Below are 13,178 nucleotides of genomic sequence, written 5' to 3' on the forward strand. Positions count from 1 at the left end.
CTGGATTCGGCTCTCTTAGTGCGGTTCCGGCAAAGAAATCCGGAACCACTCAGAAGCTCATTTTTATAATACTACGGCACCCAGACATAGCTACAGTAAGCTAAGGACACGGCACACACGGCAGAACGACGTTTCCGTCGTGAAACTATACTGTGTGCTTTCGCCGGCTCGCTCAGCCGGTAATTGAGAATGCCCGACACACCATGTCAAACAATACCACCAGTGTCAACAATCGCGATCGCATCGCCGCTAAACCACATCAACTCGGTACAACGGGAGGCTGTCATGCCTAGAGAGAGAACAGATAGTCTAACCGAGTATGCGAGTAGAAACACCGATTTTATTTCGCGTGTCCTCGCCCACGGCGATGAAGAAGCGAGAGCGTACGCACTCGCACTCCTCGCCAACAGTGGCTCTGTTGAGGCGATAGACGAGGTTCAGGCGCAGTTGGACGAGATTCGTAGAGAAATCCGGTAACAGACCGTTTTCACATTAGCACCACACCACTGTGAAGCAAGCCACTTTGTCTGCCTATACTCACCGATGGAGAGGTATCGTTCAGCCGCTATTCCTCCGAGAGCGCCTCTGCGAACTCCCGAGCGTCTTCGACAAGCTCGGGATGGTCCTCAACGAGTTCGGAGAACGCCCGAGACTGTTCGAGGTCGTCGAGAAGGTCGTTGTTGTCTTTGACGAATTTGAAGACGGCGTCTCGAACCTCCCGCTCTTCTTCCTCGATCGATCCGAGAGCTCCGTATTCCAGCGGCTGGTTACACCAGACACATGTCGCATGTTCCCGAGGGGTCTGTTCGTGACAGCGGGGGCACTCCACCGGTCCGATAGGCTCGGGTTCCTCTTCTTCGACCTCCATTCCGTGTATCCGCGCGTATTCGGAGTCGGCCTCCCCTCCGAACCGGGCGATATAATGGGCCGTCGCATCGCTCCCCCGTTTCCGTCCCTGTCGATCCTCGATACGGGCCTGACTCATCCCCTTACGGGCAAGGAAGGTCGCGTTCGACTTCCGGAAGTTGGTCGGGGTGACGGGCTTCGTGACGCCTGCACGGTCAGCAGAGTCTTCAAAACAGTTTTTGAACTGTCGATAGCTGAGACTCTCGGGCTTCGACAGCTTCGACCAGAGGGGAGCGCCGGGGTCGTCCGATGCCGGGTGGTCGGTCATCCAACGCTGGACGTACGGCACGCTCGGCACAAGAGAGACGGATCGCTGCCCAGTTTTCCCGTCGACTCGGATCCTGAGGCCGTACTCGTGGTCGCTCACGTCTCCGACAGTGAGGTCTTGGAGTTCACCGCTCCGAGCTCCGGAGTCGAACGCCATCGCGATGAGCGCGGCGTCACGAGTGTTTCGAGTCTCCTCGATCATTGGGACGACGTCTTCGTCCCAATCGAGCATCTCCGACGGGTCAGGGACGGGGTTGTAGCTGTTCGAGGTCCCAGACGGGATCCATTCGATGCCGGGGGGATATCCCTCGCCTTCAGTAACGCGGTTCCCGAAAACACGGAGGGCGGTTCGGTAGTCCGAGTTGGTGTTCTCGTTGTCGTAAGTCCGATTGATCCATCGAACGATATCTTCCGTTGTGGACCGATCCTCAAGCGCTTCAGCGAGTCCACCAACTTCCTCGGCCATGATGGTGCAGTGCCTGAGGAGTTTGTTGTGCCGGTGGTCGGTATACTCCGATTTCAGGAGGTCGAGGCGGTCACTGAACGCGAGCAGTACCTCCTTATCTTCTTCGCTGATGTCACTAGATTCCTCGATTCTGTCTTGGAGATTTCTGATTTGTTTCCTGATGTCTGGCATTTTTGGGATACCCTATCTTTAATAAGTTGGACTTTGAACCTTCTGGTTATGTCCCTGCCCTGGCTTTTTCGCCGCAACGACGTGTCGCAAAAAGCGGGGAGCATGTGAGCCGGTGAGCGATCCGAACCGGGGGAGCGATGCAGACCGGAGATCCGTTTATGTACGTCCCTCGCGGATCTGCGGTATGGACCGGACCGACGCCCTACTCCTCGGCGTTTCCGGCGTCGTCGCCGCGCTCGTGTTGGCGGGGGCGCTGTCGGCGGGAGCACTGTTCGGCTTCGACGAATCCGCGGCCCGGCCGATCCGGCTGCTCGCCGTCGAGCCGTTGGCGTGGATCGTCGTCGCCGCGCTCCTCGTCGCGGTCGTCGGACACACGTACATCGACTGAGCGAGCGGCGCGATCGCCCGGCCGAAGCGCCGACGCAGTCGCCTTACTCCTCGTCGTTGACTTCGCGGATCGCCCGAACGAGCGCGTCCAGCGCGGTGTCGACCGCCTTCCGCTTCACCGCGGCGCGGTCGCCGCTGAGGACGACGCGCTCCGTGCGGACGAACGACTCCTCGGTCCCCCACGGCGCCGCGTGGGCCACGCCGACGTACGTGAGTCCCACTGGTTTCTCCGCCGTCCCGCCGTTCGGTCCCGCGATCCCCGTCGTGGCGACCGCCCACGTCGTGTTGGCGCGGTCGCGCGCGCCCGCCGCCATCTGCTCGGCGACGGACGCGCTCACGGCGCCCTCTGCGTCGAGCGACTCGCGGGACACACCGAGCATCTCGCGTTTGGCGTCGTACGCGTAGGTCACGAACCCGCGGTCGAAGTAGGCGCTCGCGCCCGGCGCGTCGGTCACGCGCGACCCGACGAGCCCGCCCGTCAGGGACTCCGCGGTCGCGAGGCTCTCTCCGCGTTCGGTCAACAGCTCACCGAGCGTCACCTCGATCGGCGCCGACTCGTCGCTCTCGTCCATATTCCCGTTGTGACCCCGACGCCCGTGGGGTTTACGCTCGCCGCGACGCAATCGCCGTCATGACCGACTGGGACGACCGCTTCGCATCCGGCGACTACCCCCGCGAGCCGGAGCCGTCAGCCGTGTTGCGCTCGTACGTGGCCGCGATCCCCGACGGCCGCGCGCTCGACGTGGCCGCCGGCACCGGTCGCAACGCGATCGCTCTCGCGGAGGCGGGCTACGCCGTCGACGCCCTCGACGCGTCTCGAGAGGGGCTCTCCATCGTCCGCGAGCGCGCCGCGGAGCGAGGGGTCGCCGATCGGATCGAGACGATTCAGGCCGACGCCTCCACCTACGGGTTCCCACCCGAGGCGTACGAGCTGATCACGATGAGCTTCTTCCACGCGCTCGACCGGTTCGCCGACCTGACCGAGGCGCTCGCCCCCGGCGGGTACCTGTTCGTCGAGGGGCACCTCCGGTCGACCGACGCGACGCCCTCGGGTCCGGGTAACGACCGCTACCGGTTCGCCGCCAACGAACTCCTGCGGGCCGGGCTCGGGCTGACCGTACTGTACTACGACGAGACGACCGAGGAACGCCCCGACGACCGTCGCCGCGCGACCGCCCGGCTCCTCGCACGCCGATCGAGCGGCGGGCGGCAGACGTACCCGCCGCGTCCGGACGAGGGCGACCCGCTGGCGGAGGGCGGCCGGAGGGACGACCGGACCGCGGAGCGAACGGATGGCTAACGCCGACACGCCCGGCGCGGCCCTCCGGAGACTGGTCGCGGAGGCGGCCGGCGTCGACGCCGACGCGCTCCGCGACGACGCCGAGATCGCCGAGCGGGGCGACGACCCGGGGCCGGCGGCTCGACTCCCGGCGCTCGCCGGCGCTGGTGGGTCCATCGTCGGGGTCGTCCCTCGCGCCGATCCCGGTCTCGCGCGGCAGCTGCTGAACGACGGCGAAGTCACCAGCGGGACGCTCCGACTCGTCCTCACCGGCGGGGCCGAAGCACGACTCACCGGGGCTTCCGCTCCCCTACTCCGGTCGGTCCTCGCCGAGCGCGGGGTCGAGACGTACCGCCACGACGGCGACTCCCCGGTGGCCGTGTTCCTCGTGGGCGATCGCGCCGTCGTCGGGCTGTTCGACGAGCGGGGCCTCGCCGCGCTGCTGTGGTCGGACGCACCGCCCGTCCGAGAGTGGGCGGCCGCGACCTGCCGGCGCTACCTCTCGGCGGCCGACCCGGTGTGACGCGCGCCGGGCGCGAGTTGCGCGTGCGTCACCGCGCGCCGCATCGCTTTTGGACGCACCCCGCGAAGGAGAGGTATGAAAGCCCTGCTGCTGTTGGTCGCCGGAATCGGTGGACTGGTCCAAACGCTCCTTCCGCGAACCGTCGTACGCGCGTGGGCGAAGGCGGTGTACCGGAACGCGGGCGAGGCGGAGCCCCGCGAGTGGGTGTACGTCGCCACCCGCGCGGAGGGCGCGCTGATCGTCCTCGCGGCGCTCTTCGGGCTGTACGGTGTCGCGACCGCCGAGGACGGCGAGGCGAGTGCCGAGGACGAAGCCGCGGTTGCGGCCGATCCGGAAACTGACGCCTGACTGACTGATAGGCGCTCTAAAACGCACACCGACCCGAACGTATTTCCACGATGTCGTGGTAGTAGGTTGCAATGTCGGAGCCGCCCCATCGCCCGCACGGGGAATGTGGTTCGGCCGTCCGAGTATTACACGTCGACGACGAGCCGGCCTTCCTCGAACTGGTCGCCACCTATCTCGAACGGATGGACGGCGCGTTCGAGGTCCAATCGGAGACCGACGTTGGTGCCGCGCTCGAGGCCGTCGAGTCCGGGTCGATCGACTGCGTCGTCAGCGACTACGAGATGCCCGGAACCGACGGGCTGGACCTTCTCGATCGCATTCGAGAGCGGGATCCGACGGTCCCGTTCATCCTGTTCACGGGGAAGGGGAGCGAGGAGATCGCGAGCGAGGCGATCTCCGCCGGCGTCACGGATTACATCCAGAAGCGCTCGGGGACCGATCAGTACACGGTGCTCGCGAATCGGGTCCGGAACGCGGTCGATCAGTCCCGTTCACGGGCGGCGCTGACCGCGAGCCAAGAGCGGCTCTCGCGGTTCATCCAGCAGTCGCCGCTCGGAACGATCGAGTACGACGAGACGTTTCAGATCGTTCGAGCGAATCCGGCCGCCGAGGAGATCCTCGGCTACTCCGAGTCGGAGCTGATCGGCGGGACGTGGGTGCGGTTCGTCCCCGAAGGGCTCCACCGCCACGTCGCGGAGGTCGAGCGGCAGCTCCTCTCCGATAAGGGCGGCTACCAGAGCATCAACGAGAACGTGCGCGCGGACGGCGAGCGGATCCGCTGTGCGTGGCACAACCAAGTGGTGACCGACGACGACGGCGAGGTGATCCGCGTCTTCTCGCAGTTCGAAGACGTCACCGAGCGGACGGACCGCAAGCGAGAGGTGGAACGCACGAACGCCGTCCTGTCGACGGTGCTCGACACGCTCCCGGTCGGGGTGCTCATCGAGGACGCGGACAGGCAGGTCCTCCGCGTCAACCGCCACCTGTACGGCCTCTTCGATCTCGACGGGGACCCGTCGGCGGCGATCGGCCGCGACTGCGCGCGGTTCGCCGTCGAGATGAGCGAGCTGTTCGAGGACCCCCAGTCGTTCGTCGACCGGATCGAAGCGATCATCGACGCGCGACGGCCCGTCGACGACGAGCGGATCGCCCTCGCTGACGGTCGCGCGCTCCTCCAGACGTATCGACCGGTCGACCTGCCGGGCGGGCACGGACACCTGTGGGCCTACCGCGACGCGACGGGCGAGTAGGACGACGGTCCCGTCGCCGTGGAGGCGACTCCGTCAGTCGTCCGTCAGGTACGCCCGTTCGGCCCCCGAGCGCTCGCCGGTCCGCAACACGTGGCAGTCGCGACACCGCGCCTCGTAGGACTCCTCGGCGCCGACGAGGATCGTCGGGTCGTCGACGTGGGCCGGCTCGCCCTCGATGAGCCGCTGGTTCCGGGAGGCGGGCTCGCCGCACTGCGAGCAGATCGCCTGCAGCTTATCGACGTACTCGGCGGTCGCCATCAGCTCCGGGAGCGGCTCGAACGGCTCGCCGCGGAACGTCTGGTCGGTGCCGGAGACGATGACGCGGGTCCCGTTGTCGGCGAGGACGTTACAGACCTCGACGAGGGCGTCCGAGAAGAAGTTCGCCTCGTCGATCGCGGCGACCTCCGGGTACGGGTCGTCGTCGAGGATCGCGAGCGGGCCGTCACCCTCGTTGTCGACGACGGTCGCGTCCCACTGCCGCCCGTTGTGGGATCCGATCGACGTTTCGCCGTAGCGGTCGTCGATGGCCGGCTTGTACACCGCGACGGACTGGCCGGCGATCTCGGACCGCCGGAGCCGCCGAAGCAACTCCTCCGTCTTCCCCGAAAACATCGAGCCAGAAATGACCTCGATCCAGCCGGATCGAGTGATCGCGTGCATGCTCTGACGGGCACGAGCCAGCGACTAAACCGTTTCTCTCCCGGCCCGCTCGCCGGGGTCAGACCCCGCCCGCGGCCGCGACGAGCAGGGACGCGGCGACGACGTACGTCGCGGCGGCGAGCGCCCAGTCGCGCCGGATCGTCGAGAGCCGCTGGCGGGGGAGCCCCCTCGCACGGGGGAGCGGAATCAGCGCGAAGAAACCCACCATCAGCGCGAGCATCGCGGGGCCGGCGATGACCAGCGCGACGGCGGTGCCGACGCCGAGCGCCGCCTGGACCGCCGAGACGAGTCCCACGAACAGGAGGCCGGCGCCGCCGCCGGCGACGTAGTGGGTCCACGTCGCCAGCCGCTCCGGCGCCCTGTCGACCGGGGTATCGGTGAGCACTCCCGCGGCGACGCGGGGTGCGGTCGTCCCCTCCGGGAGCCGGGGCATGACGCGGTCCATCGCGAGCGTCGCGAGCAGTCCGACGACGGGGCCGAGCGCGAGCCCGAACAGCAGCGAGAACGTGGCCATCGACGGATCGTACGGCCGCGAGACGCTTCAGTCCCCCGACCACGCGACCTCAGTCGGCCGCCGAGCCGACCGCGTCGCCGCCGATCACGACCCGAGACACGTCGGCCGCGCCCGCCCGCCTGACGATCGCGCGGACGAGGTCGTGCGCGCCGGCGAGGTTGTCGGAGTCGCCGTCGAGCACCAGCAGGTCGGCGTCGGCGCCCTTCGCGACGACGCCCCGGTTCAGCCCCGCGATCGACGCGCCGTTCACCGTCGCCATCCGCAGGATCTCTCTGGCCGGGAGATCGGAGAGCTTCGCGGCGAACTCCATCTCGCGGAACATCGACGGCGAGTCGAGCATGACGTTGTCGGTGCCGAGCGCGACCGTCGTCCGCTCGGCGAGGTCGCGGATCGGCGGTACGCCGACGTTCGTCACGAGGTTCGACCGCGGGCAGACGACGACGGGGGTGCCGCGGTCTGCGAGCCGGTCGAGGTGGATCCCCTCGGCGTGGACCATGTGAACGAGGAAATCCGGGTCCAGATCCATCGCGGCGTTGATGTCGTCGGCGTCCCGCTCGCCGGCGTGAATGCCGAACAGCTTGCCCGCCTCGCGGGCCTCCGAGCGCACCGCGTCGAAGTCGGCGTCGCGGGCGCCGGAGGCGCCGTACCCCTCGGCGACGGAGAGCACGTCCGTGTCGTCGCGGCCGAACACGACCGGCTCGATCGCGCGCTCGCCGAACTCCACGCCCTCGCCCGCGACGGCGTCGCGGAGCGCGCCGACCCCCTCGACCCCGCCCTCCCGGAACTCGAGGAAGGTTCCGGTCCCCGTCGACTCCATGTACCGGAGGCTCCGCGCCATCGCCGCGACCTTCGCCTCGCGGCTCGCCTCCCGCAGGAGCCGGTGTTTGAGACCGTCCGGCGGGGCGACCAGCTCGTCGAGCGAGAGCCCCTCGCCGGCCTCCTTGGCGATGGAGTCGCCGATGTGGGTGTGGGCGTTGACGAACGCCGGGAGGATCACGTCGTCGCTGTCGACGCTCGTCTCCTCGACCCGGACGATCTCGCCGTCGGCGACCACGACCCGCCCCTCGACCGGCTCGAACTCCGGACCGACCAGAACGGTCCCTTCGAGATGCATACCCGCGAGTCGCCGGCGCGGGAGTAAAAGGTCACGACAGGGGTGCGAGCCGAGCGGTCACGCCCCGTCGTGGAACTCGTCGAGCGTCGTCGGCATCGCGCCGCGCACCTCCGCGACGAGCCCGTCGGGGTCGAGGCCGAGCACGTCCGCGGCGGCGCGCCCGACGCGGTCGGTCGCGGGGCGAGGGGCGTAGACGCCGAGGCGCCACTGGTTGCGCTGGGCGGTCCGGAGCGCGGAGACGAGCGGCGACTGGCGCTCTAACCGGCGCACCTCGCCGTTGACGGTGACGCGGGCGGTCGACTCCCGCATCGACGGCTCGGGGGGGACATCGAGGATCACGTGCTGCCGGGCGACGCCGGCCGCCTCGGCGATCTCGCGTTCCAGCGAGGTCTCGGCGTCGTGATCGGCCTCGTGGACGCGGGCGGGCACGTCGTCGTACTCGGCCCAGACGGCGAGCTTGTAGAGGTCGCGCTCGTCGTAGCGCCGCGAGAGTTCCGCGGTCTCCGGGCAGCTCCGGATCGCCGCGAGGAAGTCGTGGTCGTCCATCCGGCGAAGCTCCGCAGCGGTCGTCGGCGTCGCGTCGAGGAGGTCGCTCGCGGCCCGCCGCAGCATCGCCTTCGAGATGCGCGCGACGTGGTGGGTGTAGACGACCGGGTTCATCAGCGCGCGCGCCAGCAGGAGGCTCTCGGCCGTCTGGACGTTCCCCTCGTCCAACACGAGCGCGTCGTCACCCGTCCCGTCGTCGACGAACGTCAGCTCCCGGACGAACCGCTCGGTGTCGATGGTGCCGTACGGGACGCCGGTGTGGTAGGCGTCGCGCACCAGGTAATCCATCCGGTCCACGTCGAGTTCGCCCGAGACGAGCCCGCCGTAGGGGCCCTCGCCGGCGACGAGCCCGGCGATCCGATCGGGGTCGAGGCCGTGGTCGCGGAGGGTCTCGCCCACCGCGCCGGTCGCGAGCAGCTCGTCGACGTCGTCGTGGTACTTCCCCGTGCGGCGGTGCGTGAGCGACTCCAAGTTGTGGCTGAAGGGGCCGTGCCCCACGTCGTGGAGCATGGCGGCGGCCTCGATCCGGTCCGCGCGCAGTCCCTCGATCCCGAGGTGGTCGAGCGCCCGGCTGGCGAGGTGGTAGACGCCGAGCGAGTGCTCGAAGCGGGTGTGGTTCGCGGAGGGGTACACGAGTTGGACCGTGCCGAGCTGTTTGACGTGGCGGAGGCGCTGAACGGCGGGGGTGTCGAGGAGGTCCGCGGCGACACCGTCGATCTCGATGTGGTCGTGGACGGTGTCCTTGACCGTAATCATGCGCCGACGTTCGTCGGCATGGGTTAAAAGCGGCGTGCGTCGGTGCATGAGGGCGTCCACCCCCGAAAGCCGGAACGTTACCGGAATGTGAAACGTTCGGTACGATTTATACGTCCGGTGCGCAAACGGTCGACCATGTACGATGTACTCATCGGGATCGATAACACGGAAGACAGCCGAGCGGTCGCGCAGGCCGAGGCGGTCGCGAACCTCCCCGCCGAGGAGGGCTCGGTGACGGCCCACCTGTGCCACGTCTTCCAAGACAATCCCGAGGGGGCCTCTGTCCACCAGATCTCGGCCGTGCGACGGGCCCGCGAGACGCTCGAAGAGGCCGGGGTCAACTGCGTCCACTACGAGGCGAGCGGCGACCCCGCGGACGAGCTGCTCGCCGCCGCCGCCGACATCGACGCGGACGCGATCTGCATCTCCGGACGAAAGCGACGCCCGACCGGGAAGGCCGTGTTCGGGAGCGTGACGCAGGACGTGATCCTGGGGACCGACCGTCCGGTGTTCACGGTCCCGGCGTCGCAGAACGACTGAACGACCGCTCCCAGGGGACGGCTCTCTCCTTATCGCCGCCCGCCGACGCCGCGGAGTCCGAGCACGTCGCGGGCCGCCTCGCCGACCGCGTCGACGTGTTCGGCCGGGCAGTAGACCCCCAGCGTCCAGCGCCGGCGCTCGGCGCTGCGAAGTCCCGCAACCAGCTCGGAGGCGTCCTCCAGCCGCTGGGGGACGCCGTCGACCACGACGGTCGAGCCGGACTCCTTCAGGCCGGGGCGGGAGGGCACGTCGACGACGACCGCCTCGCGGTCGAGCCCGACCGCCTCGGCGATCTCGCGTTCGGCCGCGCGCTCCTCGTCGGTTCCGGCGTCGACGGACCCCGCCGGCACGTCCGGCAGTCCGACCCACACCGCCCGCTTGTACAGGTCGCGGCGTTCGATCCGCTCTCCGAGCGCGGGCACTTCCTCCCGGAGGGCGACGAGGAGGTCGTGGTCGGCCATCCGGCGGAACGCGGCCGTGTCGGTGTCGCTGCGGTCGAGGTAGCGCTCGCAGGCGCGCTCCAGCATCGCGCCCGCGACCCGCGAGACGTGGTGCCGGTACACCACGGCGTTCATCAGCGACCGGGCGACGAGCAGGCTCTCGGCGGTGGGGACGTTCCCCTCCGCGAGCACCAGTGCGGCGTCGTCGTCGACCGAGTCGCCCCCGTCACGCCCCTCTACCCCCCGGTCCCCGGCCAGCCGGAGTTCGTTGACGAGTCGGCCGGTGTCGACCGTGCCGTACGGGACGCCGGTGTGGTGGGCGTCGCGCACCAGGTAATCCATCCGGTCCACGTCGAGCTCGCCGGAGACGAGGTCGCCGAGCCTGCCCTCGCCCGCGATCAGCGAGGCGACGCGGTCCGGGTCCAGCCCGTTACGCTCGAGGATCTGACACACCTCGCGGTCGGCGTCGGTCAGGAGCCACGCGATGTCGTCGTGATCGCGCCCCGTCGCGCGCCGGATGACGCCCTCGGTCTGGTGGCCGTACGGGCCGTGTCCGATGTCGTGAAGGAGTGCCGCCGCGCGGACGTGGGCGGCGGTGTCCGCGTCGAGACCGAGCCCGTCTACCGCGCCGCGCGCGAGGTGGTAGACGCCGAGCGAGTGCTCGAAGCGAGTGTGGTTCGCGGAGGGATACACCAGCCGGACGGTGGACAGCTGTTTGATGTGACGCAGCCGCTGGAAGGCGGGCGTGTCGACCAGCTCGGTCGCGAGGTCGCCGAGCCGGACGTGACCGTGGACGCTGTCCTTGATCGCCTTCATCACTCCATGGTCTCCCGCCGCGGAATTGGTCGTTTCGGCTCGCGGTCGGAGCGAGGAGCCGCCGTCGACCCTGTTCGCAGCGTTACTCGTCGACGATCTCGACGCCGAGACGCTCTTCGAGCGCGCGGACGACGGAGCCGCCGACGCCGGCGGTCGCGGCCCGTCCGTCTTCGACCGCGAACAGGTCGTCCTCGTCGACGTCGAGCTCTTCGGCCAGCTCCTCGACGGTGAGTCCGGCGTCCTGTCGCGCCGCGGCCACGTCGTCGCCGTAGCCGGAGACGAGGTACGGGAGCCGGTCGGACTCGTAGTTGGTCCCGCCCTCCTCCCAGTGCTTGGAGTCGCCGGTCGCGGAGTCGTACATCTTCGCCTGCTTGCGGGCGAGCTCCTTCTTCCGACTCTCCGAGCCGCCCGACTCGGCGCTTGCGCCGCCGGGGCTCCCCCCGGAGCTTCCACCCCGGCCCCCGCCCGACCCGCCGCTTCCGCCGTGACCGCTGGGCGCGTTGCCGGCGTCGTCGTGGGGGCGGCAGTCGGCGCAGACGAGGAGCTTCGCTCCGGCGACCGTCGCCCGCTTGAGGTCTGTGGTCTCGCGCCCGCACAGCTCGCAGGCGTCGCCGTCGTCTCCGCCGCCGCCACCGCCCGTCGAGTACTTCGCCATACCGCGAGTAGTGGCCCCCGATCGTTAAAAGGTCGTGGAGCGTCCCGCGTCGGTCCGGAAGCGTCGGCCATCGGCGCGTTGAGCCGGAGCGGACGCCGTCACTCCGTCTGCGGGCCGAGATACCCCCACGCCTGGAGTCGGTCGCCGTCACCGTTGACCCATCGTTCGCCGATGTCGTCGCGGTAGTACAGGTTCGGCATGACGATGTCGTCGATCCGGTCGTACGCCTGCTCGCGCGCGGCCTGCATCGTCTCGCCCTTCCCGGTCACGACGACGGGCATCCCGTTGTCGCCCGCGACGCGCCACTGCCCGTCGACCTTCTTCGCGTCCTCGATATGGATCCCCTCGCGGCTGTCCGTCTCGAACACCACGGCCGCGTTCCGGGAGTTCTCGTCGTACGTCTTCTCGTCGTCGAACGGGAACGGCGGGAGGACGACCCGAACCGCGATCTGATAGCCGTTGTGTACCTCGACCTCGGGCTCGTTGCCGTGGGCGAGATCGGCGAAGAACCGGCCGGTCGACGACTCGATCGACTCCTCCTGTAAGGCGATCGTCGGATAGCCGAACCGCGGCGTGAACTCCAGCGGGTAGATCCCGGTCTCGTTGACGATGCAGTTGATGTCGATGCTCCCGACGTACCCCTCGTCGGCGAGCCATCCTTCGATCTTCCCGAACGTCTCGTTGAACAGCTTGTTCTTCCCGGCCCAGAACATCGACGTTCCCATCTCACCCGTCGACGGGCCGATGTTTCCGGGAAACAGCTTCTTATGCTCAAAGTTGAAATTGACCCGGTCAATAAACTCGTTTCCGTTGAAGAAGCCGCAGATGGCGACTTCGACCCCCTCCACCTTCCGCTGGAGTTGGAACCCCTTCATGCGGTGTCCCCACGCCTTCTTGTACGCTTTCAGCACGTCGACTACGTCGCTGCCGTCGTCCTCGTTGCCGACGTAGAGGAGCCGCTTGACGTTCTGGACCTCCCCGAGGGGTTTGATGACGTACGGGGCGGGGTGCTCCTGTACGTGCTGGATCCCGGCGTCGAACTCGTGGAAGATGTGGTGTTCGACCGTGTTGACGCCGTGCTCTTCGAGGACCTCCATCGCGTATCCCCGATCCTCCTCGAGGTGGTCGGTGTTCGGCGTGCCGCCGACGACGGCCTTCCCTCGCTCGCGGAGCTCCTGCGCGAGCTCGCCCGTCCCGATATCTGATCCGACCCAGATGTCGTCGAAGATGATCACGTCGGCCCAGTCGACCTCCGCGCGCCAGTCGTCGGTTTTGGGGACGAAGCCGTCGCCGATCTCCCGATCGCCCTCGGCTTCGATGTAGTACTTCACGTCGTGACCCTCGCTGTGGACCTGCCAGGCGAGGTCGGTGATCAGCGCGGCGTCCGCGGAGACGAACAGGAACCGTTCGGTGTCCATGCCGGGCCGTCTCGCGGCTGGGACTTGAGTGTGCGTGCCGGCCACGGGTTTCGACGGGGCTGCGCCTTCCGCACTCGGTCTGTTCCCGAATACGTTCGGGGGAACACGCACCCGGGCGCCGA

General features: G+C 68.4%; 15 protein-coding genes. 6 read left to right on the forward strand and 9 right to left on the reverse strand.

Annotated elements, in window-relative coordinates; translation table 11 throughout:
- Positions 1 to 565: 565 nt before the first annotated feature.
- Positions 566 to 1,810, reverse strand: coding sequence for a tyrosine-type recombinase/integrase (locus ACT4MF_RS02450; protein WP_444681630.1), 1,245 nt, complete (start codon positions 1,808 to 1,810; stop codon positions 566 to 568).
- 184 nt (positions 1,811 to 1,994) lie between these two features.
- On the opposite strand from ACT4MF_RS02450, the gene ACT4MF_RS02455 reads away from it, so the two are divergent.
- Positions 1,995 to 2,198 carry a hypothetical protein gene (locus ACT4MF_RS02455; protein WP_099254329.1) on the forward strand — a complete coding sequence of 68 codons (204 nt, stop codon included), beginning with the start codon at positions 1,995 to 1,997 and terminating at the stop codon, positions 2,196 to 2,198.
- Positions 2,199 to 2,241: 43 nt separating this feature from the next.
- Here ACT4MF_RS02455 and ACT4MF_RS02460 read toward each other — a convergent pair whose 3' ends face one another.
- Entirely contained in the window at positions 2,242 to 2,769 is a 528-nt protein-coding gene (locus tag ACT4MF_RS02460; protein WP_444681631.1) for a CinA family protein, read from the reverse strand.
- A 59-nt stretch (positions 2,770 to 2,828) separates the two neighbouring features.
- Here ACT4MF_RS02460 and ACT4MF_RS02465 point away from each other — a divergent pair, with 59 nt between their 5' ends.
- From ACT4MF_RS02465 to ACT4MF_RS02480, 4 genes are all read left to right on the forward strand, one after another.
- Positions 2,829 to 3,497 carry a class I SAM-dependent methyltransferase gene (locus ACT4MF_RS02465; RefSeq protein WP_444681632.1) on the forward strand — a complete coding sequence of 223 codons (669 nt, stop codon included), beginning with the start codon at positions 2,829 to 2,831 and terminating at the stop codon, positions 3,495 to 3,497.
- The gene (locus ACT4MF_RS02470; protein ID WP_444681633.1) at positions 3,490 to 3,999 is read left to right on the forward strand and encodes a transcriptional regulator FilR1 domain-containing protein; all 510 of its coding nucleotides are present in this window, start codon (positions 3,490 to 3,492) and stop codon (positions 3,997 to 3,999) included. The genes ACT4MF_RS02465 and ACT4MF_RS02470 overlap by 8 nt, the downstream gene beginning before the upstream one ends.
- Positions 4,000 to 4,074: 75 nt before the next feature.
- Entirely contained in the window at positions 4,075 to 4,347 is a 273-nt protein-coding gene (locus tag ACT4MF_RS02475) for a DUF6199 family natural product biosynthesis protein (RefSeq protein ID WP_444681634.1), read from the forward strand.
- 71 nt (positions 4,348 to 4,418) lie between these two features.
- Positions 4,419 to 5,597, forward strand: coding sequence for a PAS domain-containing protein (locus tag ACT4MF_RS02480; RefSeq protein ID WP_444681635.1), 1,179 nt, complete (start codon positions 4,419 to 4,421; stop codon positions 5,595 to 5,597).
- Between the two features lie 33 nt (positions 5,598 to 5,630).
- Here the strand turns inward: ACT4MF_RS02480 and ACT4MF_RS02485 are convergent, their stop codons facing one another.
- Genes ACT4MF_RS02485 through ACT4MF_RS02500 form a run of 4 tightly spaced genes read right to left on the reverse strand, consistent with a single transcriptional unit; the run spans position 5,631 to position 9,187 of the window.
- Positions 5,631 to 6,257 carry a thymidine kinase gene (locus ACT4MF_RS02485; RefSeq protein ID WP_099254334.1) on the reverse strand — a complete coding sequence of 209 codons (627 nt, stop codon included), beginning with the start codon at positions 6,255 to 6,257 and terminating at the stop codon, positions 5,631 to 5,633.
- Positions 6,258 to 6,315: 58 nt separating this feature from the next.
- A complete protein-coding gene (locus tag ACT4MF_RS02490) occupies positions 6,316 to 6,771 on the reverse strand; it encodes a hypothetical protein (RefSeq protein ID WP_444681636.1) in 456 nt (151 codons plus the stop codon).
- Between the two features lie 49 nt (positions 6,772 to 6,820).
- Positions 6,821 to 7,885: an amidohydrolase family protein gene (locus ACT4MF_RS02495; protein ID WP_444681637.1), complete on the reverse strand. Its 1,065-nt coding sequence runs from the start codon at positions 7,883 to 7,885 to the stop codon at positions 6,821 to 6,823.
- 57 nt (positions 7,886 to 7,942) lie between these two features.
- Positions 7,943 to 9,187: an HD domain-containing protein gene (locus tag ACT4MF_RS02500; protein WP_444681638.1), complete on the reverse strand. Its 1,245-nt coding sequence runs from the start codon at positions 9,185 to 9,187 to the stop codon at positions 7,943 to 7,945.
- A gap of 135 nt (positions 9,188 to 9,322) precedes the next feature.
- On the opposite strand from ACT4MF_RS02500, the gene ACT4MF_RS02505 reads away from it, so the two are divergent.
- Positions 9,323 to 9,727 (forward strand): universal stress protein, encoded by a 405-nt coding sequence (locus tag ACT4MF_RS02505; RefSeq protein WP_444681639.1) that lies wholly within the window; start codon positions 9,323 to 9,325, stop codon positions 9,725 to 9,727.
- Positions 9,728 to 9,756: 29 nt separating this feature from the next.
- Here ACT4MF_RS02505 and ACT4MF_RS02510 read toward each other — a convergent pair whose 3' ends face one another.
- From ACT4MF_RS02510 to ACT4MF_RS02520, 3 genes are all read right to left on the reverse strand, one after another.
- The gene (locus tag ACT4MF_RS02510) at positions 9,757 to 10,983 is read right to left on the reverse strand and encodes an HD domain-containing protein (RefSeq protein ID WP_444681640.1); all 1,227 of its coding nucleotides are present in this window, start codon (positions 10,981 to 10,983) and stop codon (positions 9,757 to 9,759) included.
- Positions 10,984 to 11,065: 82 nt separating this feature from the next.
- Entirely contained in the window at positions 11,066 to 11,638 is a 573-nt protein-coding gene (locus ACT4MF_RS02515) for a helix-turn-helix domain-containing protein (protein WP_099253730.1), read from the reverse strand.
- Positions 11,639 to 11,736: 98 nt separating this feature from the next.
- Positions 11,737 to 13,056, reverse strand: coding sequence for a phosphoribosylamine--glycine ligase (locus ACT4MF_RS02520; RefSeq protein ID WP_444681641.1), 1,320 nt, complete (start codon positions 13,054 to 13,056; stop codon positions 11,737 to 11,739).
- Between the last annotated feature and the right edge of the window lie 122 nt (positions 13,057 to 13,178).

The organism is Halorubrum sp. FL23, assembly GCF_052439115.2.
GTDB classification, from domain to species: Archaea; Halobacteriota; Halobacteria; order Halobacteriales; family Haloferacaceae; genus Halorubrum; species Halorubrum persicum.

Bases quoted from the DNA above. Each gene is read 5' to 3' on its own strand.
- ACT4MF_RS02450 (WP_444681630.1), bottom strand. From the start codon at position 1,810: ATGCCAGACATCAGGAAACAAATCAGAAATCTCCAAGACAGAATCGAG.
- ACT4MF_RS02455 (WP_099254329.1), top strand. From the start codon at position 1,995: ATGGACCGGACCGACGCCCTACTCCTCGGCGTTTCCGGCGTCGTCGCC.
- ACT4MF_RS02460 (WP_444681631.1), bottom strand. From the start codon at position 2,769: ATGGACGAGAGCGACGAGTCGGCGCCGATCGAGGTGACGCTCGGTGAG.
- ACT4MF_RS02465 (WP_444681632.1), top strand. From the start codon at position 2,829: ATGACCGACTGGGACGACCGCTTCGCATCCGGCGACTACCCCCGCGAG.
- ACT4MF_RS02470 (WP_444681633.1), top strand. From the start codon at position 3,490: ATGGCTAACGCCGACACGCCCGGCGCGGCCCTCCGGAGACTGGTCGCG.
- ACT4MF_RS02475 (WP_444681634.1), top strand. From the start codon at position 4,075: ATGAAAGCCCTGCTGCTGTTGGTCGCCGGAATCGGTGGACTGGTCCAA.
- ACT4MF_RS02480 (WP_444681635.1), top strand. From the start codon at position 4,419: ATGTCGGAGCCGCCCCATCGCCCGCACGGGGAATGTGGTTCGGCCGTC.
- ACT4MF_RS02485 (WP_099254334.1), bottom strand. From the start codon at position 6,257: ATGCACGCGATCACTCGATCCGGCTGGATCGAGGTCATTTCTGGCTCG.
- ACT4MF_RS02490 (WP_444681636.1), bottom strand. From the start codon at position 6,771: ATGGCCACGTTCTCGCTGCTGTTCGGGCTCGCGCTCGGCCCCGTCGTC.
- ACT4MF_RS02495 (WP_444681637.1), bottom strand. From the start codon at position 7,885: ATGCATCTCGAAGGGACCGTTCTGGTCGGTCCGGAGTTCGAGCCGGTC.
- ACT4MF_RS02500 (WP_444681638.1), bottom strand. From the start codon at position 9,187: ATGATTACGGTCAAGGACACCGTCCACGACCACATCGAGATCGACGGT.
- ACT4MF_RS02505 (WP_444681639.1), top strand. From the start codon at position 9,323: ATGTACGATGTACTCATCGGGATCGATAACACGGAAGACAGCCGAGCG.
- ACT4MF_RS02510 (WP_444681640.1), bottom strand. From the start codon at position 10,983: ATGAAGGCGATCAAGGACAGCGTCCACGGTCACGTCCGGCTCGGCGAC.
- ACT4MF_RS02515 (WP_099253730.1), bottom strand. From the start codon at position 11,638: ATGGCGAAGTACTCGACGGGCGGTGGCGGCGGCGGAGACGACGGCGAC.
- ACT4MF_RS02520 (WP_444681641.1), bottom strand. From the start codon at position 13,056: ATGGACACCGAACGGTTCCTGTTCGTCTCCGCGGACGCCGCGCTGATC.